26 protein-coding genes, 16 tRNA genes and 2 rRNA genes (1 of these 44 running past the window's edge) are annotated in these 25,168 nt (G+C 44.0%); 15 read left to right on the forward strand and 29 right to left on the reverse strand.

All coding sequences use genetic code 11. The features are described from left to right. The first annotated feature begins 83 nt into the window (after window positions 1–83). Window positions 84–269, forward strand: a complete 186-nt coding sequence (locus tag SporoP33_RS05040; RefSeq protein WP_081242722.1) for a YhzD family protein — start codon at window positions 84–86, stop codon at window positions 267–269. 208 nt (window positions 270–477) lie between these two features. Further along, window positions 478–882: a methylglyoxal synthase gene (mgsA, locus tag SporoP33_RS05045; RefSeq protein ID WP_231293305.1), complete on the forward strand. Its 405-nt coding sequence runs from the start codon at window positions 478–480 to the stop codon at window positions 880–882. A gap of 137 nt (window positions 883–1,019) precedes the next feature. Here the strand turns inward: mgsA and SporoP33_RS05050 are convergent, their stop codons facing one another. The 4 genes from SporoP33_RS05050 to SporoP33_RS05065 form a co-directional block, all read right to left on the reverse strand. Continuing rightward, a complete protein-coding gene (locus SporoP33_RS05050; protein ID WP_081242724.1) occupies window positions 1,020–1,799 on the reverse strand; it encodes an enoyl-CoA hydratase in 780 nt (259 codons plus the stop codon). A gap of 117 nt (window positions 1,800–1,916) precedes the next feature. Then, window positions 1,917–3,428: a coproporphyrinogen III oxidase gene (locus tag SporoP33_RS05055; RefSeq protein ID WP_081242725.1), complete on the reverse strand. Its 1,512-nt coding sequence runs from the start codon at window positions 3,426–3,428 to the stop codon at window positions 1,917–1,919. Between the two features lie 61 nt (window positions 3,429–3,489). Beyond that, window positions 3,490–3,840, reverse strand: coding sequence for a YlbF/YmcA family competence regulator (locus SporoP33_RS05060; RefSeq protein WP_081242726.1), 351 nt, complete (start codon window positions 3,838–3,840; stop codon window positions 3,490–3,492). Window positions 3,841–3,851: 11 nt separating this feature from the next. Next, window positions 3,852–5,009 (reverse strand): DUF445 domain-containing protein, encoded by a 1,158-nt coding sequence (locus SporoP33_RS05065; RefSeq protein WP_081242727.1) that lies wholly within the window; start codon window positions 5,007–5,009, stop codon window positions 3,852–3,854. A 172-nt stretch (window positions 5,010–5,181) separates the two neighbouring features. On the opposite strand from SporoP33_RS05065, the gene SporoP33_RS05070 reads away from it, so the two are divergent. Next, entirely contained in the window at window positions 5,182–5,961 is a 780-nt protein-coding gene (locus SporoP33_RS05070) for an ABC transporter substrate-binding protein (RefSeq protein ID WP_081242728.1), read from the forward strand. Between the two features lies 1 nt (window position 5,962). Here the strand turns inward: SporoP33_RS05070 and SporoP33_RS05075 are convergent, their stop codons facing one another. After that, window positions 5,963–6,355 carry a ferritin-like domain-containing protein gene (locus SporoP33_RS05075; RefSeq protein ID WP_081242729.1) on the reverse strand — a complete coding sequence of 131 codons (393 nt, stop codon included), beginning with the start codon at window positions 6,353–6,355 and terminating at the stop codon, window positions 5,963–5,965. An 84-nt stretch (window positions 6,356–6,439) separates the two neighbouring features. Here SporoP33_RS05075 and SporoP33_RS05080 point away from each other — a divergent pair, with 84 nt between their 5' ends. From SporoP33_RS05080 to SporoP33_RS05100, 6 genes are all read left to right on the forward strand, one after another. Continuing rightward, the gene (locus SporoP33_RS05080; RefSeq protein WP_081242730.1) at window positions 6,440–6,643 is read left to right on the forward strand and encodes a YheE family protein; all 204 of its coding nucleotides are present in this window, start codon (window positions 6,440–6,442) and stop codon (window positions 6,641–6,643) included. A gap of 44 nt (window positions 6,644–6,687) precedes the next feature. Then, window positions 6,688–6,840, forward strand: a complete 153-nt coding sequence (locus SporoP33_RS15950) for a hypothetical protein (protein ID WP_155961311.1) — start codon at window positions 6,688–6,690, stop codon at window positions 6,838–6,840. Window positions 6,841–7,128: 288 nt separating this feature from the next. Next, a complete protein-coding gene (locus tag SporoP33_RS05085) occupies window positions 7,129–8,466 on the forward strand; it encodes a hemolysin family protein (RefSeq protein ID WP_081242731.1) in 1,338 nt (445 codons plus the stop codon). Window positions 8,467–8,540: 74 nt separating this feature from the next. Beyond that, window positions 8,541–8,960: a disulfide oxidoreductase gene (locus tag SporoP33_RS05090; RefSeq protein WP_081242732.1), complete on the forward strand. Its 420-nt coding sequence runs from the start codon at window positions 8,541–8,543 to the stop codon at window positions 8,958–8,960. A gap of 6 nt (window positions 8,961–8,966) precedes the next feature. Then, a complete protein-coding gene (locus SporoP33_RS05095) occupies window positions 8,967–9,440 on the forward strand; it encodes a thioredoxin family protein (protein WP_081242733.1) in 474 nt (157 codons plus the stop codon). A 13-nt stretch (window positions 9,441–9,453) separates the two neighbouring features. Continuing rightward, window positions 9,454–10,296 (forward strand): RluA family pseudouridine synthase, encoded by an 843-nt coding sequence (locus SporoP33_RS05100; protein WP_081242734.1) that lies wholly within the window; start codon window positions 9,454–9,456, stop codon window positions 10,294–10,296. Window positions 10,297–10,584: 288 nt separating this feature from the next. On the opposite strand, the gene SporoP33_RS05105 is transcribed toward SporoP33_RS05100, so the two are convergent. Beyond that, window positions 10,585–11,517, reverse strand: coding sequence for a methyl-accepting chemotaxis protein (locus SporoP33_RS05105; protein WP_081242735.1), 933 nt, complete (start codon window positions 11,515–11,517; stop codon window positions 10,585–10,587). A 29-nt stretch (window positions 11,518–11,546) separates the two neighbouring features. Continuing rightward, window positions 11,547–12,371: an aldo/keto reductase gene (locus SporoP33_RS05110; RefSeq protein WP_081242736.1), complete on the reverse strand. Its 825-nt coding sequence runs from the start codon at window positions 12,369–12,371 to the stop codon at window positions 11,547–11,549. A gap of 155 nt (window positions 12,372–12,526) precedes the next feature. On the opposite strand from SporoP33_RS05110, the gene SporoP33_RS05115 reads away from it, so the two are divergent. Further along, window positions 12,527–13,825 (forward strand): NCS2 family permease, encoded by a 1,299-nt coding sequence (locus SporoP33_RS05115; protein WP_081242737.1) that lies wholly within the window; start codon window positions 12,527–12,529, stop codon window positions 13,823–13,825. Window positions 13,826–14,067: 242 nt separating this feature from the next. On the opposite strand, the gene trmL is transcribed toward SporoP33_RS05115, so the two are convergent. Continuing rightward, the gene (trmL, locus tag SporoP33_RS05120) at window positions 14,068–14,544 is read right to left on the reverse strand and encodes a tRNA (uridine(34)/cytosine(34)/5-carboxymethylaminomethyluridine(34)-2'-O)-methyltransferase TrmL (protein ID WP_081242738.1); all 477 of its coding nucleotides are present in this window, start codon (window positions 14,542–14,544) and stop codon (window positions 14,068–14,070) included. Between the two features lie 14 nt (window positions 14,545–14,558). Continuing rightward, on the reverse strand, window positions 14,559–15,695 hold the full coding sequence (gene queG, locus SporoP33_RS05125; RefSeq protein ID WP_081244757.1) for a tRNA epoxyqueuosine(34) reductase QueG: 1,137 nt from the start codon (window positions 15,693–15,695) through the stop codon (window positions 14,559–14,561). A 55-nt stretch (window positions 15,696–15,750) separates the two neighbouring features. Between queG and SporoP33_RS05130 the strand changes: the two genes are divergently transcribed. The 3 genes from SporoP33_RS05130 to SporoP33_RS05140 all read left to right on the forward strand — a co-directional run bounded on the left by SporoP33_RS05130 (window position 15,751) and on the right by SporoP33_RS05140 (window position 19,072). After that, entirely contained in the window at window positions 15,751–16,458 is a 708-nt protein-coding gene (locus SporoP33_RS05130) for a B3/B4 domain-containing protein (RefSeq protein ID WP_081242739.1), read from the forward strand. Then, window positions 16,455–16,967: a hypothetical protein gene (locus SporoP33_RS05135; protein ID WP_081242740.1), complete on the forward strand. Its 513-nt coding sequence runs from the start codon at window positions 16,455–16,457 to the stop codon at window positions 16,965–16,967. Before SporoP33_RS05130 ends, SporoP33_RS05135 begins: the two co-directional genes overlap by 4 nt. A gap of 431 nt (window positions 16,968–17,398) precedes the next feature. Then, the gene (locus tag SporoP33_RS05140; protein ID WP_081242741.1) at window positions 17,399–19,072 is read left to right on the forward strand and encodes a ribonuclease J; all 1,674 of its coding nucleotides are present in this window, start codon (window positions 17,399–17,401) and stop codon (window positions 19,070–19,072) included. Between the two features lie 91 nt (window positions 19,073–19,163). On the opposite strand, the gene SporoP33_RS05145 is transcribed toward SporoP33_RS05140, so the two are convergent. Together SporoP33_RS05145 and SporoP33_RS05150 are read right to left on the reverse strand one after the other, a co-directional pair. Then, on the reverse strand, window positions 19,164–19,772 hold the full coding sequence (locus SporoP33_RS05145; protein WP_081242742.1) for a serine/threonine protein kinase: 609 nt from the start codon (window positions 19,770–19,772) through the stop codon (window positions 19,164–19,166). A 710-nt stretch (window positions 19,773–20,482) separates the two neighbouring features. After that, a complete protein-coding gene (locus SporoP33_RS05150; protein WP_081242743.1) occupies window positions 20,483–21,289 on the reverse strand; it encodes a DUF2935 domain-containing protein in 807 nt (268 codons plus the stop codon). Between the two features lie 547 nt (window positions 21,290–21,836). On the opposite strand from SporoP33_RS05150, the gene SporoP33_RS16430 reads away from it, so the two are divergent. Then, window positions 21,837–21,962 (forward strand): hypothetical protein, encoded by a 126-nt coding sequence (locus SporoP33_RS16430; RefSeq protein WP_255363026.1) that lies wholly within the window; start codon window positions 21,837–21,839, stop codon window positions 21,960–21,962. A 60-nt stretch (window positions 21,963–22,022) separates the two neighbouring features. Next, window positions 22,023–22,151: a hypothetical protein gene (locus SporoP33_RS16560; RefSeq protein ID WP_369821967.1), complete on the forward strand. Its 129-nt coding sequence runs from the start codon at window positions 22,023–22,025 to the stop codon at window positions 22,149–22,151. Between the two features lie 192 nt (window positions 22,152–22,343). Here the strand turns inward: SporoP33_RS16560 and SporoP33_RS05160 are convergent. From SporoP33_RS05160 to SporoP33_RS05245, 18 genes are all read right to left on the reverse strand, one after another. After that, window positions 22,344–22,424 (reverse strand) — tRNA-Leu (locus SporoP33_RS05160). Window positions 22,425–22,448: 24 nt separating this feature from the next. Beyond that, window positions 22,449–22,522 (reverse strand) — tRNA-Cys (locus SporoP33_RS05165). 7 nt (window positions 22,523–22,529) lie between these two features. Next, a tRNA-Gly gene (locus SporoP33_RS05170) sits at window positions 22,530–22,604 on the reverse strand. An 8-nt stretch (window positions 22,605–22,612) separates the two neighbouring features. Next, window positions 22,613–22,684, reverse strand: a tRNA-Gln gene (locus tag SporoP33_RS05175). Window positions 22,685–22,688: 4 nt separating this feature from the next. Further along, a tRNA-His gene (locus SporoP33_RS05180) sits at window positions 22,689–22,764 on the reverse strand. Between the two features lie 53 nt (window positions 22,765–22,817). Continuing rightward, window positions 22,818–22,893 (reverse strand) — tRNA-His (locus tag SporoP33_RS05185). Between the two features lie 22 nt (window positions 22,894–22,915). Beyond that, window positions 22,916–22,986: transfer RNA gene (locus SporoP33_RS05190), tRNA-Trp, on the reverse strand. Between the two features lie 3 nt (window positions 22,987–22,989). Beyond that, window positions 22,990–23,074, reverse strand: a tRNA-Tyr gene (locus tag SporoP33_RS05195). Window positions 23,075–23,082: 8 nt separating this feature from the next. Then, window positions 23,083–23,155: transfer RNA gene (locus SporoP33_RS05200), tRNA-Thr, on the reverse strand. An 8-nt stretch (window positions 23,156–23,163) separates the two neighbouring features. Further along, a tRNA-Phe gene (locus SporoP33_RS05205) sits at window positions 23,164–23,239 on the reverse strand. A 47-nt stretch (window positions 23,240–23,286) separates the two neighbouring features. Beyond that, window positions 23,287–23,362: transfer RNA gene (locus tag SporoP33_RS05210), tRNA-Asp, on the reverse strand. Window position 23,363: 1 nt separating this feature from the next. Then, window positions 23,364–23,438 (reverse strand) — tRNA-Met (locus tag SporoP33_RS05215). A gap of 21 nt (window positions 23,439–23,459) precedes the next feature. After that, window positions 23,460–23,535, reverse strand: a tRNA-Val gene (locus SporoP33_RS05220). Window positions 23,536–23,576: 41 nt separating this feature from the next. Beyond that, a tRNA-Glu gene (locus SporoP33_RS05225) sits at window positions 23,577–23,651 on the reverse strand. Between the two features lie 29 nt (window positions 23,652–23,680). Further along, window positions 23,681–23,772: transfer RNA gene (locus SporoP33_RS05230), tRNA-Ser, on the reverse strand. Between the two features lie 5 nt (window positions 23,773–23,777). Beyond that, a tRNA-Asn gene (locus tag SporoP33_RS05235) sits at window positions 23,778–23,852 on the reverse strand. A gap of 48 nt (window positions 23,853–23,900) precedes the next feature. Further along, window positions 23,901–24,016 (reverse strand): 5S ribosomal RNA (gene rrf, locus SporoP33_RS05240). A gap of 124 nt (window positions 24,017–24,140) precedes the next feature. Next, window positions 24,141–25,168 (reverse strand): 23S ribosomal RNA (locus SporoP33_RS05245) (it continues 1,901 nt past the right edge of the window).

A 25,168-nucleotide genomic window follows, 5' to 3' on the forward strand; every position in this document is an offset into this window, starting at 1 on the left:
ATGTATCTGTGAAATACAATGAATTGCTATTCATTGCGGATGATTCATAGTATACTGAATTAAAACACAATGGAGGAGATAGAATGAAAACTTATAAACTCACTGCCTATGAAAAAGACGGTTCTTTAATTACTGAGGAGACTTTTACTGCTGAATCGGATGACGCGGCAAAAGAGCAGGGCAATCAGCTGCTGACGGAAAAAGATCTTCTCGAGAAAACGCATCGCCTTGCTTCCCCTCTTGGAAAGCTATTATTATTCCATTCGTGAATCATTCCGCCGTCGAATATACTAATAAAATACTATGACAATACCCGGCATCCCTTGATGATTTATCAGATCATCGGGGGATGTTCTTTATTCAATTCACTGATAAGCCGGCCGCCATGCTTTTACAGCTGCAAAAAAATAACAAGATTTTTCACTTAATTTGTGATACGCTATGGTCGTCAAGAAATCGTAGAAGGAAGTGACTCGTTTGAACATCGCTTTAATTGCACATGATGAAAAAAAGGCTGAATTAGTCAATTTCACAATTGCTTACGAGCAAATTTTTGCAAAACATTCTCTTTACGCAACGGGCACAACGGGATTACGCATCATGGAAGAAACCGATCTTTCCATTACGCGCCTTATGTCAGGACCGCTTGGCGGGGATCAGCAAATTGGTGCGATGATTGCGACAGGTAAGCTGGATCTGATTTTGTTCTTCCGGGATCCGCTGACTGCACAGCCGCATGAACCGGATGTGAGTGCTTTACTTCGATTATGTGATGTATACGGCATTCCGCTGGCCACTAATCTGGCTTCAGCTGAGTTACTGCTGCGTGCCGTAGAAAAAGGCTATTTCTCGTGGAGAGAAACAGCCGCTAAATATCAATAATTCCTGGTGAATGACGGTAATAGATATGGACCGGTACGCGTATCTTTTCTTCTGCTGTACGCGCCGCAAGGACCCGGCATCCAGAATAACAATAATTTCACTGAAAAGGACACGCGGTGTATTGCGTGTCTTTTTTATTATTGACCAGTAAAATTCGGTTTTCTTTTCTCCACAAAAGCCTGCACGCCTTCGCGGTGGTCAGCTGTTTTGCGCATGGCTGTCTGCGCTTCGCTTTCAAGTTTTACTATCTGCTCAAGTTCTGCAATTCCCGCTGCGTGGAGAATTTTCTTCGATGCTGCCATGGACGCGGTTGGCGAATGCAAGATGAGCTGCGCGCGCTGCTGTGCTGTGTTCCACGCTTCTCCGTCCGCTGCCAGTTCGTCGACCAGACCAATTTGCATCGCAGTTTTTCCGTCCAATACTTTTCCGGACCAGATAAGTTGTTTCGCTTTAGCCGTGCCCACACGTTCTTTCAGGAAGAAATGTCCGCCACCGTCTGGAACCAGTCCAATGCCGATGAAATTCATTGCAATCTTACTGGATTCTTCCACGATCACCACGTCGCAGGCAATCGCGATGCTGCATCCCAGTCCCGCTGCCGCTCCGTGCACAGAAGCAATCGTAATTTGCGGCATACTGTACATAGCCAGTGCCAGCCGCGACAAGTCGACCATAACGTCTTCCATTTTCATCGGACCATTCGGATCCAGCATTGCTTTAACGTTACCGCCGGCAGAAAACGCGCGGCCCGCTCCTCTAAACAGCACGACTTGTACCGCTGAATTATCCTTTAGCTGCTCCACGATATCAGCTAATTCTTTCATCATGACCCCGTCCATTGCATTCATTGCGTCCGGCTCGTTAAACGTCACCGTTGCCAGTCTTCCTTCAATAGCCAGCTCAATCTTTTTTGTCATAAGTAACTCCCCCTTTTTATGAATGGTTGTTCATTCATTACATTATACACAATTACCTGAGGATTTGCATAACTTTCTCGTAAAAAAACCCAGCCACCTCCATGACCGGGTTATTACTCATTCGTTACTTGTTTGAACGGCCGGAAATATTTCTTCCAGGAAAGCGATTTTGCGGTCAATCGCTTCTTCAAATCCCATTATATACGCAGCCGGTTCCTTTGGGTTGTGGAACTGTGTCAGCTTGCCTGTCGCCGGCTCCATAAACTTACTCGAAGCACCGCAGCCAAGTCCGATAATCGTCTGCGCTTCTTCCATAATTAAAATATTATAGAGACTTTCTTCGCCTGGCTTTGAATAGCCGACATTCTCGAGATTCCCTAAAATGTTTTTCTGGCGGTAGAGATAATATGGAATATAGCCATTATCATGCGCCCATTCTTCACCGCGCTTCATCATCTTCCCTACCGTTTCACGATCAGCCACTTGATACTTGTCTTTGTTGCGTGTCATTTCAGAAGCACGCTTAAACGATAATGTGTGAATCGTCAGAGATTCGGGCTGCATCTTTTCTGTTTCGGCAAGTGAATGTTCAAATTCAGCCAGACCTTCATTCGGCAGTCCGATGATCAGGTCCATATTGATATTACGCATCCCCTGTTCGCGGGACAGCCAATACTTGTCAATGGTCTCCTGCACCGAATGATGACGGCCAATTGCCTTTAGCGTTTCATCCGTATAGGACTGCGGATTCACGCTGATACGGTCGATGCCCCATTTTTTCAGCACTTCCAGTTTCGGAATGGTAATCGTATCAGGACGTCCGGCTTCGACTGTCACTTCACGCACCTGCTCCATATAAGGGAATGAATCCGTCATCGTTTGATACAGCGCATCCATTTCATCCGCTTCGATTGACGTAGGTGTGCCGCCGCCAAAATAGATAGTCGTGATGCGAATATTATGTTCCTGCAGCCATTTGCCGATCGCACGCATTTCCTCATGCAAACCGTCGAGAAATGTCTCCACCCGTCCATTTTTGCGATGAATTGCATATGCAGGGAAAGTACAGTACGCACATTTTGTCGGACAGAACGGAATTCCGATATAAATACTCACTTCTTCTTTTAATGAATACAAATCGGGAAGTGCAGTAAGCTGGACATCTGCAATTTCCGCAATTAATTCACTTTTGCGCTCCGAAACGCGATGGCGCTTCTGGAGTAACAGCTTTGCTTCGTCAACGCTGTACCCGTCCTGGCGATACATATGATACAGCTTCGTCGGACGGATACCTGTCAATATTCCCCACTCCTGGTCCATTCCGGTTGCCTGTTCCAGTGCATCAAGCAAGACATGGGAATACATTCTCTTTCGCTGGCGGAGCTGCTCGCGTTCTTTTGTTTCCTTCACATCTTCAGAAAAAAAGGACGTAACGTGTTGCCCGTTCCATTGCAATTCCGCGGATATATTCGGCGTTTCATCATATTGTTCAGAAAACTGCACGGAGATGGCAGTTTCTTCTGGCTTGTCCGTGACGATTTTAGATTGTTCGAAAAATAAATTGGCCAAATGTGTGAACATGCGGATCCAATCTTGCGGGAATGGCTGGTTAATATATAATTGCTGCATCGTTCTCTCCTACTCTCCATCTGTTCAAAAAAACCGGCCATGGCCGGTTTCGATGAATCTATCAGTTAAAACTTTCGTATAAATCTTGTACAGGCTTCAGCACGACACGGTTAACTTCCTCAATTAATTCACTCAACTTCATTTCAGCTGTAAGCATCGCCATGATCGTCGGGTTTTCCTGCGCCAGCTGTGCTGTTTTCTGCGCATGCTCAAGCTCTTCGCCTGCAATCTCTTCACCCGCCATTTGCTTTTGCTGCAAATTCATCTGAATTTCACGGAAACTTTCGAATAGCACGCGTGCTTCTTCATCTGACTTCACATCTTCCATCGCTTTTTTCACCGCGATATACTGATCTGTCTTGCGTAACGTGGATTCCAACTTATTCATATCATCATAAATATTTACTGTCATACAATCTCCTCCTACAATCCATTTAGTGTAAGTGCGATAATACCTTGCACGATTCCGATTACGCCGCCAAGTAAAGCGCCCAAAACCGTAATCATCTTAAACTCTCTGCGTGAAATACCGAGCACCAGATCTTCTAAAACCGCCACAGGGAATGTATCTACTTGCTCTTTCACCATTTCATCGAGCTTCAGTTTCTTTAATGATTCTTCCAGCTGCGCTTCCGCCTGTGCGAATAAAAAGCTGACAATCTTCGGCGTGACATTGGCTGCAGTCCACGTAGACCCCTGCGGCCAATATTGCACAAGACTATAATCCAGCCGGTCTCTTATTGCCAATTGATTCAGTGCGTAGTTTTTCACTGATTCAAACACACTATCAAAGTCGAAACCGGACGTCAACTGCTCCATCGGCTTCTGCTGAATATTGCGCCATTCTTTATAGATCAGCTGATTCAGTAACTCTTTTGTTCCGGGAGCATCCACGAAACGCAGTGCCTCCCGCTGTACTTTGCCGACAAGTGAATCTGATTCTCCAAATAACATATTCAGCATACCGCCGAATGTTCCTTTGGAGTTCAGGAAATCATCTATCAGTTTTTGGAAGGTTTGCCTTCCTTCTGCGGAATCGATAAATTGGCCGGCGCGCTGCAGAATAAAATCAGCGGCCAGAGGAATTCTATCTTCAACTTGCTGCTGCCATCGAAGCGGCATAACCTTTTCGACTGTGCCCGCCGTCACTTTGGACTTCATATCGTTTAGCTGAATATCAATTAATGTCAGCAACTTTTCTTCCACTTGCTCCGGAAGTTTATCCGCACCCGCAAGGCCGAGCCAGTCATTCAATGTTTTATCGGATTGCAGGACGTATTGATCCATTTTGCCCTGAATAAACTTCTCCACCCGCTGTTGCATTCCGGGCGTCAGCATTTTCTTCCGGAACAGATCAGGCGTCAGGAGATAATTTGTTACTGTCCTGCCAAGCTGTGTCGCCAATTCATTTCGGCGTTTCGGTATCAATCCGGGTGTAAACGGTAATCGGGTCTTTCCGATATACTTTGCTTCATGTGGCCTGAAAAGCATCTTAATCGCCAGATGATTTGTCACCCCGCCGATTAATGCGCCAATAAACGCCATGAACAAAATAGTCAGTACTATTTTCAATCGCTTCACCTAATTCCACTTGGTCTTCGTTCCAATTATAACAAAAACCTGCTGAATGAAAAGGAATTAGAGGCCGGGATTTTTGACTTTACATTTGACAGCTGTTCAGGTACGTTGCAAGTAGGTGTTGCTCACACGATTGCCAGGTTAGACGACATGATATAAGGAGGCTTTCATTTCATTGAAAAAAGAAATTACTGATCACTTAGGAAGAACGGTTGTGTACAACTTTCCGCCAAAACGAATTGTTACATTATGTCCGGGTATTACTGAAACACTGTTTGGCATCGGGCTTGAAGAAGAAATTGTCGGCCGTACGCGCTATTGTATTTATCCGGAACAGGCAAAAACTGTTCCCGCTGTAGCCGGAACAAAAGATTTGCAGCTGGAAAAGATCCATGCAACAAAACCAGATCTGATTATTATGGAAAAAGAAGAAAACACACAAGAAATGGTTGAAGAACTTTCCGCGTTTTATCCGGTGTATGTAGCAGAAGTTCAAAAGATTGATGAAGCGTACCGGATGATTACCGACATGGGCATCCTGACAGATCGGGAAGAGCAGGCACGTTCGCTTTGTTCGGATATTAAACAGGCTTTCTCGGAACTTCCGGCTCTTCCAGCTGCACGGGTCGCCTACGTCATTTGGAAAAAGCCCTATATGGCCGCAGGTAAAGATACATACATCAACTCGTTACTGCAGGAAATGGGGTTCATCACACCTTTTGCTGAATCATCTGACCGCTACCCTGCCTTAACGGAAGAACAATTTAAAGATGCGAATCTGGATTTAGTATTACTGTCGTCAGAGCCCTATCCGTTTAAAGAAAAACAGCAGGCAGAATTTCAAAAGATGCTTCCTGATTCAGCCATTCAGCTGATCGACGGTGAAATGTTCTGGTATGGCGTACGGATGCTCGAAGGAGCAAAATACTTTAAAGAGTTTCCTTTTGATGTCTGATTTACTTCGTTCCATTAAATATAGTAGACATCCGGATCGCATGCTCCATCTCATCATGTAATGCGATGAATAGCGGGTCATACGCCGCTTCAAACGGAATAGTCAGGAACATTTCTTTATATTGCTCCACCGCTTCCAATTCATAGACCAGCGCATTTTTTGCTGATTCTTTTAAATTGGTGCAAGGAGCCGGCTTTTTCGGATTTGGCACAAATGTTCCAGTCATCATATAATGCAGCTGCTGGAACATTTCATAGTGACTTTTTTCATCTTCGTATGCATGGCGGATGAATTCCCGCCACAGCAGATCATCCGTCAGCTGATACATGGACTTATAATAAAAATATGATTTATACTCTTCCTCGATCGCATTGCGCAGTTGAGTAACAAACACACACTCATCCTTTCGTTCCTTTTGGCCAGTTTATGAAATGAACGGAGAGGATATCACTACTTACCAAGTAAAGGAGAGAACACTATGCTACAACATTTCAGTTATAAAAAAATGTTCGCAGACACTGATTTGCCGGGCTGGACGATTTCGTTTTATTATAAAAATAAACAATACACCGGTGACTACCATAAAGACGGCACAGTAAATTGGACAAACGGCACACCGCCCGATGAAGATCAAGTGCTCGGAATGGTCCATGATCTTATGACTTTCCACGTCTATGAATGATACGTGCCTTAACTGACCATCCTCTTAGTAGAGGAGGTGCTGTTATGGGTAAAGAACAATCTAAAGGCAAGCAGCAGCTGGAGAAAGAACGAATGAAAATACAAAACCAGAAAACCGAAAATGTTTTCGAAGACAAAAGCCGTGTCCCAAATGAGCAAAACGCCTTTAAAGAAACACAGCCGCGCTACGGTGAGTAATGAAATACTGACTGAAACTGAAGACAAATTCCGCAAAAAGGGAATTTGTCCTCAGTTTTTATTTTCCTTCATATCCTCGCGGCGCTTTCAAACGCCGGTCAGCGATACAACTACGTATTTTGTCAGCACCATATCTTGTTAATCGTAAAAATATTTTTTCTATTGTATAAGTGAATGGAATTGTATTTTCTGCCTATATAAATTATTATAAGAGATAACTAACTTTACTTTACAGGAGGTGTACGCTTTGTTCTTTTCCCTCATCCGGGTTAAGCGCGAAGCTATTATTTGGATATTGCCATACGCTTGGCAGCATTTGCTGCCTTGATCGCTATCACCGCTTTTTTTGTTGCGTGTGAATTTGCAATCGTGAAAGTCCGCTCATCGCGTCTCGATCAGCTGATCGATGAAGGAAATAAACGTGCGGTTCTTTCTAAAAAAATTGCCGATAATTTAGATGAATATTTATCAGCTTGTCAGCTAGGAATTACGATTTCGGCTCTTGGTCTCGGTATGCTCGGGGAACCGACAGTGCGCATGATGCTAGAACCGGTTTTTGAAACACTTACGCTGGATGCCAATGTCGAAACCATTCTTTCATTCACCGTCGCTTTAGCGATTGTTACCTATTTGCATGTCGTGGTGGGAGAATTAGCTCCAAAAACCATCGCATTGCATAAGGCGGAGGAATTGTCCTTGTCACTTGCGGTGCCCCTGAATCTATTTTACCGGCTGATGTACCCGATCATTAAAGGAATGAACGGATCAGCACGACTCGTTACACGATTGCTAGGCTTCAAATCCATTTCCGAATTAGAAGTAGGTCATACCGAAGAAGAATTGCGAATCATCTTATCCGACAGTTTGCGCAGCGGTGAAATCAACCAGGCAGAGTATAAATACGTGAACCGGATTTTCGAATTTGATGATCGTGTCGCTAAAGAAATCATGCTGCCTCGAACGGAAATGATGACTGTAGATAAAGAAATGACATTATCTGAAGTATTTGAACTGATGGATGTTGAGCAATACACACGCTATCCGATTACCGACGGCGATAAAGACCATGTCATCGGATTGATCAACATGAAAAATTTATTGACTGCTTATATTAAAGATCCTACAAACGGCAGCAAGTCAGTCGTAAATTATATGCAGCCAATTATTCGGGTCATCGAAACCGTTCCTATCGGAGATTTGCTTTTGCAAATTCAGCGTGAACGTATCCATATGGCGGTTCTTCTCGACGAGTATGGCGGAACATCCGGCCTCGTTACTATAGAAGATATATTGGAAGAAATCGTTGGCGAAATTCGGGACGAGTTTGACCTCGACGAATTGCCGGAGCTTCAAAAAGTCGGCACAGACCATTACATCCTGGATGCCAAAATGCTGATTGAAAATGTGAACCATGCATTGAACATTGAGATTTTGGAAGAGGATATCGATACGATCGGCGGCTGGTTTATGGACCAGCGTTTTGAAGCAATACAGGGTGAAAAGATTATCGAACAAGGGTATGAATTTACTGTAAAAGAAGTGGACGGACATCATATCCTCTACCTCGAAGCTAAAAAACAGCCGCCTGATCCGGCAACAAATGAAGCCGCCGATACGTCACAATAAAAGCTTTCCCCTACAAAGGGAAAGCTTTTATGTATTCGTGAGCCTGAACTATAAGTAAAGAAAGGAGATACTTTATGAACAAAAAACAAGAAAACTGGCTCTTGTCCATGTGGGCTGCCGCACTCATCGCCACGCTCGGATCCCTTTATTTTTCAGAGATCAAAGGCTACATACCTTGTACGATGTGCTGGTATCAGCGAATCTTCATGTACCCGATTGTCTTGATCGGCCTGCTCGCACTCATTCAAAAGAATACAACAATTGCCTGGACAACCGCTGCATTTTCCTTTATCGGAGGCTGCATCTCACTCTACCATTACGGTATTCAGAAACTGTCCCTCTTACAAAATAGTGCCCCAGAATGCGGAGGAGTTTCTTGTACAGGCACATATATCAATTATTTCGGCTTTATTACAATTCCCTTTCTGGCACTGGTAGCATTCGCTTTTATTTTCATCGCAAGTCTTGTACTCTTAAAACATACAAAGGAGTGAACCACAATGAAAAAATTATTAGCTATTGGCGGAATTATTGTCGTAATCTTTATTTTGATCATCGTCCTCAATAATAAGTCCAATGAAACAAAACTGGCGGACAACCCGTATGGCAAGAATAATCTGCAGCAGTCCACTATCGATTTGCTGGACAATGAAAATTATCAGAACGTCGCGCTTCCTGAGGATATTTTTAAACAGATCGAAAGCGGAGAACCGACAACGGTGTATTACTTCAGCCCAGATTGTCCGCACTGTATGGACATGACACCGCGTCTTATGCCGATCGCAGACGAATATGATGCGCACGTCTATCAGTACAACTTGCTTGAATTCGAAAATGAATTAAAAAGCGAATATGATATTACCGCATGGCCTACTCTTGTACATTACAAAGATGGAAAAGAGCAGGGCAGAACAGTAGGCTCACAGCCAGACGACCAGATCAGAGCATTCTTTGACGAATTTGAAAGCAACTAAGGAGACTGACCAGATGACAAGTTTTCATTACACGACCCGGCAGCCCGGCGAGACCGTTGAAAAATTACTGCGAGAACAGTGGCAAGGCGGCAAGAAATCTGTTCATCAAATGCGCATGGATAAGAGCGTAACCAATGCAGAAGGCGAGCCAGTGGAATGGAAAGAACCGCTACCTGAAGGAACTGAATTGATTTTCGGTTTTAACGGTGTGCATTCTTCCTACAAACCCGAGCCATTTGATTCACTTCGTGTCATTTGGGAAGACGAGCATGTACTCGCAGTCTACAAACCGGCAGGGCTTTCTGTTCACCCTGAACACGCTCCCGGCACCGGCACATTGATGAACGAGGTCATGGGATATATTGAATCTAAAGGCGGCACTTATGCAGAACATATTCACCGCCTCGACCAGCATACGGCAGGCATTCTGCTCATTGCGAAGCACCCGCTTGCAAAAACGATGTTTGACCGGATGCTGGAACAGAATCAAATTGAGCGGTACTATACTGCCGAATTAGAGGGACAGCTTAGAAAGCCACGCGGCACAATCAATATGCCAATTGGAAAAGACCGGTATCACGCCACAAGACGCAGAGTATCTCCGTCCGGCCAATCCGCTGTTACACACTTCAAAGTGCTCGAACGCAAACCTGACACTACTTTGGTCGAGGCGCAGTTAGAAACTGGCCGCACACACCAAATCCGTGTTCACTTTGCGCATCTCGGACATCCCGTAGTCGGTGATCAGCTGTATGGCAGTGAGACAATCGCAAGAGGACCCTATAAACTGGTCGCTTCCAAAGTGGCATTTACACACCCAATCACATCCGAATTGACCATATTGGAAACTGAATAAAACAAAACAGAGCTGTCCGTGCCGCCGTACTCTTACGACCTCATGCGACAGCTCTTTCTTGTCTCTCCGCCTAAAATTACAATTGCTGCGGAAGATGGAGGCGACTCTGATAGGATCAGCGTAAATCCGAATTACCGGACAGATGTCTTAATTTCTGCAAAGTGCACAGATATACGGCAATCCCCAAATAGATACCCACTCACAATCCCCTGCAATTACACATTAAACTTTCACTTTTAAAAAAAAATGCCCCTGAAGTGCGTTGACTTCCGGGACATTCCATTATAATTACTTCACCAGCAACTGCTGAATACTGCTTTCCAGCCGCTTATCCACTTCTTTCGCATCTTCAATATGCTCCACGATCAGCTCATGTGCTGCAGAAAATAGCGAATTGGCTTTTTGCAACTCTTTTTGCATGAGAGCGGATAACTCATTTTGTTCCACAATCATCTTTTCAATCGAAGATATATCCAATTGACTTTCTTGAACCGTCTCCAGTATATGATCAATTTTAGAGGCAGTCTGTAAACTGACAGCCACTCCCTGTTCGATCAGCTTGGAACTTTTCTTCGTCGCCTCAAGCGCCTGGAGAATTTCATCCTTAAGAGAACTTGTCAGCTGCTGAATGTCTTTCGTGCTGGAAGACGTACTTTCCGCCAGCTTCCGTACTTCCTGAGCAACAACTGAAAATCCTTTGCCATACTCACCTGCCCTGGCAGCCTCTATGGAAGCATTCAGTGCCAGCAGATTCGTTTGGGCAGCGATATTTTCAATCACACCGACAATCGATTGAATCTCTACCGAGCGGTCGCTTAACTGTGCCATGCTTTCTCCCGTTTCCGTCATATGCGCACCTAAGTCTTTCATGACCTGAGCAGTTAATCGGACATCCTCTGCTCCGTGTTCTGCTTCTTTCACCATATAAATTGATTTTTCTTCCAATGAACGGCCGTTATCTTGCAGCTGTGCAGATGAGTCTGTCGTTTTCTCACTCAGTTCCTGTATGATATGAAAACTGTCTTCGATGCTCGATACAGCTTCGCCTAAAACATGATGCTGCGCGTTTACTTTTTCATGCTGGGCCACTGCTGCAGTCAATTCTGTCTTTGCCTGCTTAAAACGCTGTGGATCCGGCTTCTTCTCCTGAATAGGCGGCATCTGAATGTTTGTATGCTCATTCAGCGCGCGCCGCTCGGGCTGTCTTCTGAATATCCCCATCTTGTTCACCCCTGCCAGTATTTGATCGATCAGAATGTGTCAGGATCAGATCCCGTACGTTCATCGCGATGTAATGCATTAATCATTGCCATATCAGAAAGTGTTAACTCAAAATCAGCTATTTCACTGTTTTCCTCAATACGGCTGAGAGTGACAGATTTAGGAATAACAATCAGTCCGTTTTGAATATGCCATCTCAGGATAACTTGTGCAATCGTCTTGTCATACTGTGCTGCAATTGCAGCAAGGACAGCATCTTCCAGCAGCTGTCCTCTCGCTAATGGGCTCCAGGAAGTCACCGCGATTTGGTGTTCGCTGCAGAACTGGCGCAATGATTCCTGCGTCAGGCGCGGGTGTATTTCCACCTGGTTCACCATCGGAGAGATATTTGCTATCGTAAAAATTTCCTGCAGATGCGATTCATGATGGTTGGAAACTCCTGTAGCACGGATTAGTTTTTCATCATACAGTCTCTCAATCGCACGATATGTATCTACATATTTTCCTGTCACTGGCCAATGTGTCAAATACAAGTCTAAATAGTTCATATCCAGTCTGGTCAATGAGCGTTCAAATGCGCGTAAAGTCTCATCGTATCCTTGTTCATCATTCCATACTTTAGATGTTATGAACAAGTCTTCACGGGCAATGCCAGTATTGCGGATTGCTTCACCCACCACTTGTTCATTTGCGTAAATAGATGCCGTATCAATTGCGCGGTATCCTGCTGAAACCGCTTTCTCAACTGCCTGCATCGTTTGCTCCGGTTCCGTCATTTTGTATGTGCCTAAACCAAACTGCGGCATCTGCACGCCGTTGCTCAGAATGACCATTTGATCAAAAATAGTCGCCATGTAAATTCCTCCTTTATATACTCTTAGTGCAATTGTACCTTACTTCATAAGATTTACGAATACTTTTTCGATATAACAGGTTGATTTCTTTCAAGAAAACGAATATTATGGTCTGTGGTCATAAATATGTTCGTAATCTAAGGAGAGAATATAAAGTGTTTCAATTAAAGAAGAATCAAACGACGGTTAAAACGGAAATACTGGCTGGGATGACTACATTCCTGACAATGGTCTATATCGTGATCGTGAATCCGATCATTTTGTCAGATGCCGGTGTCCCCTTTGACCAAGTCTTTTTAGCTACTATTATAGCTACTGTGATAGGCACATTATGGATGGCTTTATTCGCCAATTACCCGATCGCAATCGCGCCCGGCATGGGGCTGAACGCGTATTTTGCCTCTGTTGTCATCGGATCTGACGGCCGGCTTGATTATTTGACCGCGTTTTCTGCAGTCTTTATCGCGGGTTTGATCTTTGTATTATTATCCATGACATCTTTCAGGGAAAAGCTTATTGAAGAAATACCCGAGAATCTTAAACATGGAATTACTGCCGGAATCGGCCTGTTTATCGCATTTATCGGACTGCGCCTGTCAGGTCTGGTAATCCCCCACGAGTCCAATATCGTGCAGCTTGGTGAACTTACTTCACCTTCCGTCTTGCTGACGCTGTTTGGACTGATTGTCACTATCATTTTAATGAACAGAAACGTCTACGGAGCAATTTTCATAGGGATGATTGCAACAGGTGCAATCGCCTTCTTCACGAAACAGCTGAAGTTTGAAGGCTTCGTGAAAATGCCTCATCTGCCGGAAGGAATCCTTGTATGGAATCCTGTCCAGGCAATGGGCGATGTCATCTCATACGGTTTATACGGTGTCGTACTGTCGTTTCTGCTCGTGACATTATTTGATACAACCGGCACGATGATTGGTGTTGCTAAACAGGCGGGATTGATGAAAGGCAACTCCTTACCGCGCGCACGTCACGCCCTTTTAGCAGATTCAGTGGCCGCTACAGTAGGCTCCATGGCTGGAACAAGCCCCACATCTGCTTATGTCGAATCGTCTTCTGGTGTAGCGGTGGGCGGCCGCACAGGACTGACTACATTAACAGTCGCTGTGCTGTTCATTGCTGCAGCATTCTTCAGTCCGGTCGTCAGTGCACTGTCAGGTGTAGCTGCCATCACGGCGCCTGCTTTAATAATAGTAGGGAGTCTGATGATCGGCGCAGTGAAAAATATCGACTGGGATTCATTCGATGAATCATTCCCAGCATTCCTAGTAATTTTGACGATGCCGCTCACTTCCAGTATTGCGACGGGAATCGCATTGGGGTTCATCACGTACCCGCTGCTGAAAATTACAAAAGGACAAGGAAAGCAAGTCCCCTTGCTTCTTTACGTCTTCGCTGTGCTTTTCGCTTATCAGCTGTTATTCCTGCCGCATTAAGATTTGTTAGTAACCTGTCACATAATCTGACGAAGAACATTTCATTTACACGATTTTTACGGTATACTGTGTAAAGGACTACTGATTTTATAGGAGGTACAAACAGATGAGATTAATCCTTATTATGGCTGTTTGTTTTGCATTCTTATCTGCAATCCTTACAGGCGGATACGAAAACAAACCAGGCGAATCAAAAACTAAGTAAAAAAAACGGGATCGGCTTATGGCCAATCCCGTTTTCTTTATGTTAAATGTGCAAATTTCTGTTGACGAAGCGCTTCATAAATCAGGATGGCCGCTGTATTCGACAAATTCAACGATCGGATATGCTCGTCATTCATCGGTATACGCAAACAGCTTTCTTTAAACTTCTCCGTTATTTCATTCGGCAGTCCTGACGTTTCTTTTCCAAATACAAAGAAAATATCCTTGTCCGTATCCGAATAATCAAATGTATCATAACTTGTCTCACCGAATTTTGTAATGAAATAAAACTCTCCCTGCGGATAGGCATCCAAAAACTCCTGGATTCCCTCATGATACGTTATCTGAACATGCTCCCAGTAATCAAGTCCGGCACGCTTGAGCATCTTATCCTCCGTTGAAAACCCAAGCGGCTTTATTAAATGAAGTGCCGTGTCAGTGCCGGCACATGTACGTGCAATATTTCCCGTGTTCGCAGGAATCTGCGGTTCGAATAATGCGACATGAATCGTCATCTTACTACCTTCTTTCAATTAATATACAGCTGTTCCATAGCTTGCGTAATTTCAGCAAGAACAGACTCATCTTCCTCACTGTCCAGGCTTCTTGAAAGACCTTCCTGTGCTTCTGCAGTTCCAATTTGTCCAAGCGCCCAAGCAGCTGTACCTCTAATCATAGGCCTTGGATCATCACGCAGTAATCTGGTGAGCTCCGGCACTGCAGCCTCTTCCTTAAAATGCGCCAGAGCAATCAGCGCATTCCGCTGAATCGGATTTTTTCCGCGCCACGAACCCGACATATGACCGTACTGTTCTTTAAATTGACGGTTTGATAATGTCAGCATAGACAGCAGCAGCGGCTTAACACGCTCAGGCTCCGGCGTAAATGCCAGCTGATGGGTATGATTCATCCCTTTATTTTTCGGGCAAACGGTCTGACATGTATCGCAGCCATACAACCGGTTACCAATCTTGTGCCGAAATTCTTCGGGTACAGGTTTCTTTGTCTGTGTCAGAAATGCAATACAGCGCTGAGCATCTAATTGTCCCGGCTGCACAAGCGCGCCTGTCGGACATACATCCAGACATAAATTACAGTCCAGGCACTGATCTTCCATTGGCTCATCAGGCGCAAACGGCAGATTGGTGATCATCTCACCTAAATAAACATACGACCCGAATTCCGGTGTAATGATGGAACAATTCTTCGCTGACCATCCAATACCCGCACGTTCCGCCACTGCCCGGTCTGCAAGCTCACCTGTATCCACCATCGAACGCAGACGTGCATCCGGCACTTTGGTAAGAATGAATAATTCCAGCTGTGCAAGTTTGTCCCGCAATACCGTATGATAATCTTCACCCCAGGAAGCTCTGCAAAACATTCCTCGGCGTTCCCCTCTTTTTCCGCGGGGACTATCCGTCATTTTTGACGGATAGGCAACTGCTATAGAAATAATGCTTTCAGCCTGATCCAGCAATAAAAGCGGATTTGTTCGTTTTTCCACATCTGGCTCTTCAAAGCCGGATTGATAGTTCAGTTGCTGCTGTTGTTTCAGACGATCTTTCAACTGTACAAACGGGGCAGCTGTCGTAAAACCAATTTTGTCAATACCAATGGACGTCGCAAACGTTCGTATTTCATCCTGTAACTGAGCGACATTCACCATTCCCCGCCTCCCTTATGATAAGATGAAGTAAAATTACAAGCAGGTGATCCCGATGCAACTTACTGTCGATCCTTCTATATTTACGAAGATTCCTGATTTCAAATTAGGCATAATCTATTATAACAAAACAATCGTCTCTGCATCACCTCAGATGCTAAAAGGCCGGCTTCAATTATTTCAGGAACAAATTTATTTTGAGCTTTTAGATAAAGAGTTCGCAGATTTCCAAGGCCTCGCGGAATGGCAGGCTGTCTGGAGAACACTTGGGGCCGATCCTGCCGTCCGTCCTCCTGCCCTGCAATCACTGATGCAGCAAATCAGAGAACATCACTATACTCCATCTTTCCACAGTGCGGAGGATCTGAACATATTCTTTTCACTGCAATATGAAATCCCCGCTGTCATTTATGATACCGATAAAATAGCCGGGGACATCACACTGTCCATTGGAACTGCTGATGACGGCTATGAAGGCCTGAACAATGAATTCAACACCTTTGACAAACTGTTGCTGCTCAGCGACGGATACAGCCCATTCGGCAGTCCCTACGTCGACTCTATACGGACAGCTGTAACCGAAGAAACAGAAAATATTTTACAGCTGCTATTCATTCATCCTTCATTAGACAATGAGAAAGCTTTACAATTAACCGAAGCATGCGGAAAAATGTTTACCAGCATTAACGGCGGTGACTATACCGCTTTCCTGGCAGATAAACAACACCACTCCTGCACAATTACAAATGAGGTGGAATCATGAATATCACATTGGCTGAAGCGATTAAATTAAAAAGCATACTGTCTAAACAACTTCGCGAACTGGAAGCGGAAGCACATCGTGTCGCTTTCATCACGGTTGAAAAAGATGCGGCGCGACCAGCCGTTACACGAACACTGGAAGCTGTAGAAGCCGAAATGGATCAGGTGAGAAAAGATCAGCGTAGACTGGATTTTCTAATTTACGCAGCAAACAGTACACATACGGTAGAATTTGAAGGCCAGCATATAACACTGGTCGAAGCCATCGAGCTGGCAATTCAGCTGCGTGCGAAATCTTCTTTCTATAAAACATTTTCACTGGCAAATAAAGAAGAGATCCAATATGGCTTTGCAGAAGCCGCGACAGTCTACCGTATCGCATTATTTGATCCGGAAGAATACCGTCTAAAAGCACAGCGAGCTGAAAAAGCGGCACATCAGCTCTCCAATCGAATCAATATGAAAAACTATGCCATTGTTTTGGATTTTGACGGTTCCAACTACTTCTGACCTCAAAAAGGTGAGACTCCTTTTTGAGGCATAGAGTGACGATTGTGAAAACCTACATGATGAAACCAATCACTCATCACCCTTTACACATTGACCCATGACCAATAACCATCCATGTCCACGGCAATGAACCTTACTGCGCAACACCCTTTCACATGAATCCTCTATGGCCCGCTGTCCCTCTTTTTGATGGGCGGCGGGTATTTTCATACTTCCTGATCATAGTTCTATTTTATATAATGAAGAGTTACATCTCTTAGGACGTATACAGAGATAGGGATCACTTCATGATGGTTTCTAGCACTGGCACCTGAAATACAATTACTAATTCTGGATGTGATAAAAAGTTCCGTACCATGCTACATAAATTTCATCATGATGGGCATCATAACCTTTATCTAACTTAATGACTTTATGGGAGGTCTTTCATTTTGAATATAACGGAGAGCACGTTATCCATTTTTGCTTTAGGCGGCATAAATGAAATTGGTAAAAATATGTATGTGCTTCAATATGGAGATGACATCATCCTCATAGACTGTGGTGCCAAGTTCCCGGATGAAACCCTATTAGGCGTGGATTTAATTATTCAGGATATATCATACTTACAAAAAAACAAAAATAAAATCCGTGCCTTGCTTGTAACTCACGGGCATGAAGATCATATCGGCGGTATTCCATACTTACTGAAACAGCTAAGTATTCCCGTGTATGCCACTAATTTGACGCTCGGATTAATTACACTGAAATTGAAAGAACACGGGCTTTTGCGTGCAACGGAACTTAAAATGATTAATGCCGATTCGAATATCGAAGCCGGTGCGATGAACGTGACATTCTTTGAGGTAAATCATAGTATTCCAGATTGTCTGGGTATTGCCATTCATACGCCAGAAGGAACTGTGGTGCATACAGGCGACTTTAAGTTTGATTTAACACCTATAAATGGGAGGTATCCGGATTTTTATAAACTCGCTAAAATTGGTAACCGCGGGGTGCTGCTTTTATTATCCGAAAGCACTAATGCTGAAAGCCCGGGTTTCACACAATCTGAACGTATAGTTGGCGAACATATTGAAGATGCATTTCGAAAGGCCGACCAAAAAATATTTATCTCTACATTCGCATCAAACGTTTATCGTGTTCAGCAAATTATTAATGCTGCCGTAAAAACAAATCGAAAGGTTGCTTTGCTCGGCAGAAGTATGGTAAATATCGTATCAGTCGCAGCGGAACTAGGATATTTAACAATACCTGATGGCACTTTGATAGAGGCAAATGAAATCAATCGGATGGCACCAGATGAGGTTGTCATTATTTGTACAGGCAGTCAAGGTGAACCTATGGCAGCATTGTCCCGGTTATCCACTTCAAACTACCGTCAAGCATCTGTAGTGGCTGGAGACACCGTTATTCTTGCGTCCAGCCCTATACCTGGCAATGAAAAAAGCGTGTCGCACATCATCGATAATTTATTCCATTTAGGGGCCAAAGTTATCTATGGATCTGGCAGCACATCAGGTATGCATGTTTCAGGACATGCTTTCCAGGAAGAATTAAAACTCATGCTTACCTTGTTGAAGCCAACCTATTTCATTCCCATTCACGGTGAATATCGTATGCTTCAGCAACACCGGACATTAGCCGAATCGGTTGGCCTGAAAAGTGAGAACATCTTCATTATTAATAATGGAGATGTAGTAGATATTACCAACTCTGTTGCCACTCAAACGAGACGGGTACAAGCTGGTAATGTTTTCGTGGATGGACTGGGCATTGGAGATGTCGGGAAAATTGTATTGCGTGATCGTAAATTGCTCTCAGAAGAGGGAATGCTGATTGCTGTAGTTACCCTAGCCAAAATGGATTGTAAAATCATATCAAATCCGCATATAATTTCCCGTGGGTTTGTGTATGAACGTGCTGCGGAGGATCTCTATAATGAAGTGAATCAGCTAGTTATTACGATCGTTAACCAATCACAACGATCAAATGGAGATAAACGAAATGAATTAAAACATAACCTGAAGAAGGCAATTGAAAACCTGTTATACACCCAAACAAAAAGAAGGCCGATGATTCTTCCGTTCATAATTGAAATATAAACAGACAATCAAAAGCCCACTATTTTTTTCATTTTGCCCGCAATAAAGCTGAATGATTATTTCATCACTACTCTTTAAGCACGATACGTTCTCATAACCTGTAAAATGGAATAAGCCCCTTTTTATAAAGAAAAGCGACGATATTCAAAAAAGAACAAGGAATTTTTTTGAGAAAGAAACGTTTACAGTAAAATTGATGATGTGCTTTTTTAAGATCTCTCCATTGCTTGCAGTTTTTCTGTTGTCTGTATCGTGCAACATCAATGAGCTTTATCTTATTATTAGGAGTGATGATAATATTACGCAAGTGAATGTCTGAAGGATTTAAACCTAATTCCGAAGCCAGTGACAGTGCATAGTCTGTTTCTTTAATATGATCAGACGTAATGTGAATCCCGTGGGTCATACATTCAAAAAGTGTATGACCTTCAATGTAATCCATAACAATATAATTCAATCCGCTTTCATAAATAGTTGGAAAATAATCAACCTCTTGAAGTAAATTGTATATTTCAGATTCTTCTTCAGCAATGTACGCAGAATTTGGAAAGAACACTTTAATTGCTTTACTTGATGATTGAATTCTGAAAACAAATGCACTTCTCCCCGTTCCTACTAGCTTTAAAGAACTATCTGAGCTGATTAAGTGATTTTTCTCATTAATGATGACTGAATTTACAAGTTCTAGATAATTATTCAAAGTGCAACCTCCAATTACTTTAAAAAATAAAAAAAGACGCTATAACCAATTCCGGTCATAACGTCTTAAATAAAAATGACCTTACCAAATAATCGGTAAGGTCTCGCAAACAACAATTGTTGCCAATAAAGCCGGGGATTCATATCCCGTATTGACGACTTTACTGTATTAGCTACTCCCCTTAGTGGAAGTTGAATATTTTATTTTGTATAGCTACTATATGTGTAAATGACTTACATGTCAATCTGTTCCGACTTCCTTTAGCTTTTTATAGATAAACATAGATTCAAAAAGTGAAATGATCTTCCCATCCCTCTTGTTTTTACTACACATAAGGATGCCATAATTTAATGGTACGTTTACAAAACATGTTTCCAACATATAATCCTTCGATATTACTTACAGTGTATTAAATTTACTGGCATTTCTTTTACACTTCAGAGAGTGTGGAATAGAACTTAATGCCAGTCCGATTGCGGTAGCTTTCTTACAGAACATTTACTATTACAAGAAGTAAGTATATCATCCATACTTTAAAATTCCAACTTTCAATCCCTCAATATTTCACAGTAGATTAACAAAATAATTATTATATATATCATTTCGCAAACCAGTAAAAGAGATGGAGCTAAACCGCTTTTCAGCAATATAAATCCATCTCCTATTACAACACAACAGCTATTTAATTGGCACAGCACTTTACACATCGCTTATGATTTAGTTCTGGGTTTCGTGGGATCCCCTTTTGGAGATGGCAGATCAGTGGTTTCGGCTAGTTTCATTAGATAATATGTTTCCTCGCGTGCCATATGATCGGCCATTAAGGGAGACAGGGTTCCAAGCGTTTCTTTATTTATTCGCATTTCCTCCAATTCTTTTAGAAACGTTTTAAATATAGTCATTTCTAAATTTATGTTGCTGTGGAATTTATCTAATGCTGGAAACTTCATTACATTCGTACGTAAAAACCCAGCCATCTCAATAGCACTTAAATAAAAGGCTTCCCACTCTTTAGCGAATTTCTCACTTTTCTTTTTAAGTTGTTTTTCTACATTGTCTAAATTTTCATCAATTGCACCCGCATGTCCCGCAGCATCCAATAACCACAACAAGTCATGATGAAGTGAATGTACAGTTGGCGGCTTTTCTCCCTTTTCCAGACAGGTAAATATACGTATAGCTTCTTCGACTTCATTCACCATGTGATTTATGAAGGTTGGTGTTAAAGAAATTTTTATCTTTCCCACTAAATGTTGTTCTATCAATAATAATTTAAACTTCCGAATTTCTTCACTGGCTTTCTTGGCTTCTTTAGTTAATTTTATAAGGGATTGTTCATCCAAAGATTGCCTTGCGGTTGCAAGGTGATAATCAAATAATTCGATATAGTAACTAGCTGTCTTAATATTTTCTACTTCCTCCGGCGCTAAGGAATCATGCATAAAACGTCCGTGATCACCTAAGATCTGCAGCCAAAACCGCAGTTCAAATGAAGCCTCCTCAGAAAAACTTTTCAATAATATTCCCCCTCCGTTCTTTATGACCACTGATAGATTATCCTCTGCTGCTCCAGTTATTTGCAGCGGGCATCCGACATGAGTAAAATCTGTAAATGCGAAAGCCTTCTCTGATAGAAGCGTTATGCTAAATGGCTTTTGTAACTGGTTAGAAACCGCACTTTATTGAACCAAACCTCAATCGTGGCTACAGTCATTCAATTTTTCAGTGACCTGCCAACTCTACTTTCCCAGTGTATGATGTTATGATTTTTTTATGAAAATGGGATGAGGAAGGAAAATTGTGAATGTGAAATTCTAAAAATTGCACAGTTCCAAACTGTTGTTAAAAAGCTCTGAACTAACCCGTCATCGTCGCCTACGGGTTCAACTATTTCCGGTATATATACTGGACGATGGATCAGGTGCGGCGGCAAGTGCTGAAAGAATTGCACGCCTATGGCGGGAAAAGTGCAGGCAAATGCGTCATGTACTGTTTAAACCGGCGGCTAAATGGAGTATAAAAGAACGCTGGTATTTGAATCGCTGTTTTGGATGACTGAAAAATGTGCGGCAGGTATATGAACTGTTAGAAACGTACTGCGAATGGTTTGACTGGACCATGACAGCTGTGGCTGTGGTGGGGAAACGTCTGAAGGAGTTTTATCAAGAAGCGGAAACGAAGCAGATCTAAGCATTCTAAAAGGCGGTTAAGACATTTAGGAATTGGCAAGCGGTAATACTGAACAGCTTCATCTTCCCTTATTCCAGCGGTTTATTAGAAGAGATTAACCATAAAACGAAAATGATGGAACACAATGGGCGCGGTTCCCGACGTTTCGATCTCTTTCAGGCGAAGATTTTATTAAACATTCAATATTAATATATGAAGGGGCATTTGGGATGACGCGAATTTCCCCCACCCCGATATTTGACGTTGACCCAACATAGGTTCTAAATCAAATTGAGTCTACACCCCAACAAATATTATAGAATCCAAAATAAAAAGAATCTGCAAATGTTGATAGATCAACATTTGCAGATGCTTTATTCTCGCTTCAACGAGATCTGATGATACCCGAGGCCGGACTTGAACCGGCACGCCTCGCGGCATCGCATTTTGAGTGCGACGTGTCTGCCATTCCACCACTCGGGCACGTGTAAAAAACTATATAAAATATGGAGGCGGCAACCGGAATCGAACCGGTGGTAAGGGTGTTGCAGACCCGTGCCTTACCGCTTGGCTATGCCGCCAACATAGTGGAGCGGAAGACGGGATTCGAACCCGCGACCCCGACCTTGGCAAGGTCGTATTCTACCACTGAACTACTTCCGCAAAAGCTACTGGGGTAGCTGGATTCGAACCAACGAGTGACGGAGTCAAAGTCCGTTGCCTTACCGCTTGGCTATACCCCATTAATGGGGCGGACGAGGGGAATCGAACCCCCGAATGTCGGAACCACAATCCGATGCGTTAACCACTTCGCCACGCCCGCCATGTTATAATCACTTATAGTAAAGAAATAAATGTTCAATACTTTCAGTTGTATGGGGCGGACGAGGGGAATCGAACCCCCGAATGTCGGAACCACAATCCGATGCGTTAACCACTTCGCCACGCCCGCCACAATAATTAATTTAAGGAAACAGGGGCAGTAGGAATCGAACCCACACCAAAGGTTTTGGAGACCTCTATTCTACCGTTGAACTATGCCCCTAAATGGTGGTGGGGGACGGATTCGAACCGCCGAACCCGGAGGGAGCGGATTTACAGTCCGCCGCGTTTAGCCACTTCGCTACCCCACCAAGAAGGATGCCGGCGAAAGGACTTGAACCCTCAACCTACTGATTACAAGTCAGTTGCTCTACCAATTGAGCTACACCGGCATATTAAATGGTGGCTCAGGACGGAATCGAACCGCCGACACAAGGATTTTCAGTCCTTTGCTCTACCGACTGAGCTACTGAGCCACTAATGATATTTTGACAATGACGCTTGTAAAAGCGTATGTAATAAATGGCGGTCCCGACGGGAATCGAACCCGCGATCTCCTGCGTGACAGGCAGGCATGTTAACCGCTACACCACGGGACCTTGGTTGCGGGGGCAGGATTTGAACCTGCGACCTTTGGGTTATGAGCCCAACGAGCTACCACTGCTCCACCCCGCGACAATACTATTGAAATACATATGGTGGAGGATGACGGGCTCGAACCGCCGACCCCCTGCTTGTAAGGCAGGTGCTCTCCCAGCTGAGCTAATCCTCCTGGGTTAAATTGTTTTCGCTGCTAAGAAATATTAATTAAAATGGTGACCCCTACGGGATTCGAACCCGTGATACCGCCGTGAAAGGGCGGTGTCTTAACCGCTTGACCAAGGGGCCGTATAAAGTTGAGAGCGTATATGTGAATCTGGCGGAGAGCAAGGGATTCGAACCCTTGAGGCAGCGCAAACCGCCTACACGATTTCCAATCGTGCTCCTTCGGCCACTCGGACAGCTCTCCAATAATGGCTCCGCAGGTAAGATTCGAACTTACGACCGATCGGTTAACAGCCGATTGCTCTACCACTGAGCTACTGCGGAATAATATGAAATGGTATTATTGGTATGACACAAGTGACTTGATTCACAGACCAGCGACGTCCTACTCTCACAGGGGGAAACCCCCAACTACCATCGGCGCTAAAGAGCTTAACTTCCGTGTTCGGTATGGGAACGGGTGTGACCTCTTTGCCATCGTCACTGAACTGTTTTTAAAGCCATGATTATTATACCAAACTGAGTGGGAATGTCAAGTGTTTTTTCAACACTCTTTGTTCACTCAAAACTGAATAAAAGACATTGGGTATTTCAAGTAATTTCTTTTTATAATAGGTTAAGTCCTCGATCGATTAGTATCTGTCAGCTGCATACGTCGCCGTACTTCCACCCCAGACCTATCCACCTCATCATCTTTGAGGGATCTTACTTACTTGCGTAATGGGAAATCTCATCTTGAAGGGGGCTTCATGCTTAGATGCTTTCAGCATTTATCCCGTCCATACATAGCTACCCAGCGATGCCTTTGGCAAGACAACTGGTACACCAGCGGTATGTCCATCCCGGTCCTCTCGTACTAAGGACAGCTCTCCTCAAATTTCCTGCGCCCGCGACGGATAGGGACCGAACTGTCTCACGACGTTCTGAACCCAGCTCGCGTGCCGCTTTAATGGGCGAACAGCCCAACCCTTGGGACCGACTACAGCCCCAGGATGCGACGAGCCGACATCGAGGTGCCAAACCTCCCCGTCGATGTGGACTCTTGGGGGAGATAAGCCTGTTATCCCCGGGGTAGCTTTTATCCGTTGAGCGATGGCCCTTCCATGTGGAACCACCGGATCACTAAGTCCGTCTTTCGACCCTGCTCGACTTGTAGGTCTCGCAGTCAAGCTCCCTTATGCCTTTGCACTCTGCGAATGATGTCCAACCATTCTGAGGGAACCTTTGAGCGCCTCCGTTACTCTTTAGGAGGCGACCGCCCCAGTCAAACTGCCCACCTGACACTGTCTCCTGCCCGGATCACGGGCAAGGGTTAGAAGTCCAATACAGCCAGGGTAGTATCCCACCAATGCCTCCTCCGAAGCTGGCGCTCCGGAATCCAAGGCTCCTACCTATCCTGTACAGGCTGCACCGGAATTCAATATCAGGCTACAGTAAAGCTCCACGGGGTCTTTCCGTCCTGTCGCGGGTAATGCGCATCTTCACGCATATTATAATTTCACCGAGTCTCTCGTTGAGACAGTGCCCAGATCGTTACGCCTTTCGTGCGGGTCGGAACTTACCCGACAAGGAATTTCGCTACCTTAGGACCGTTATAGTTACGGCCGCCGTTTACTGGGGCTTCAATTCAGAGCTTCGCT

The organism is Sporosarcina sp. P33, assembly GCF_002077155.1.
GTDB lineage: Bacteria > Bacillota > Bacilli > Bacillales_A > Planococcaceae > Sporosarcina.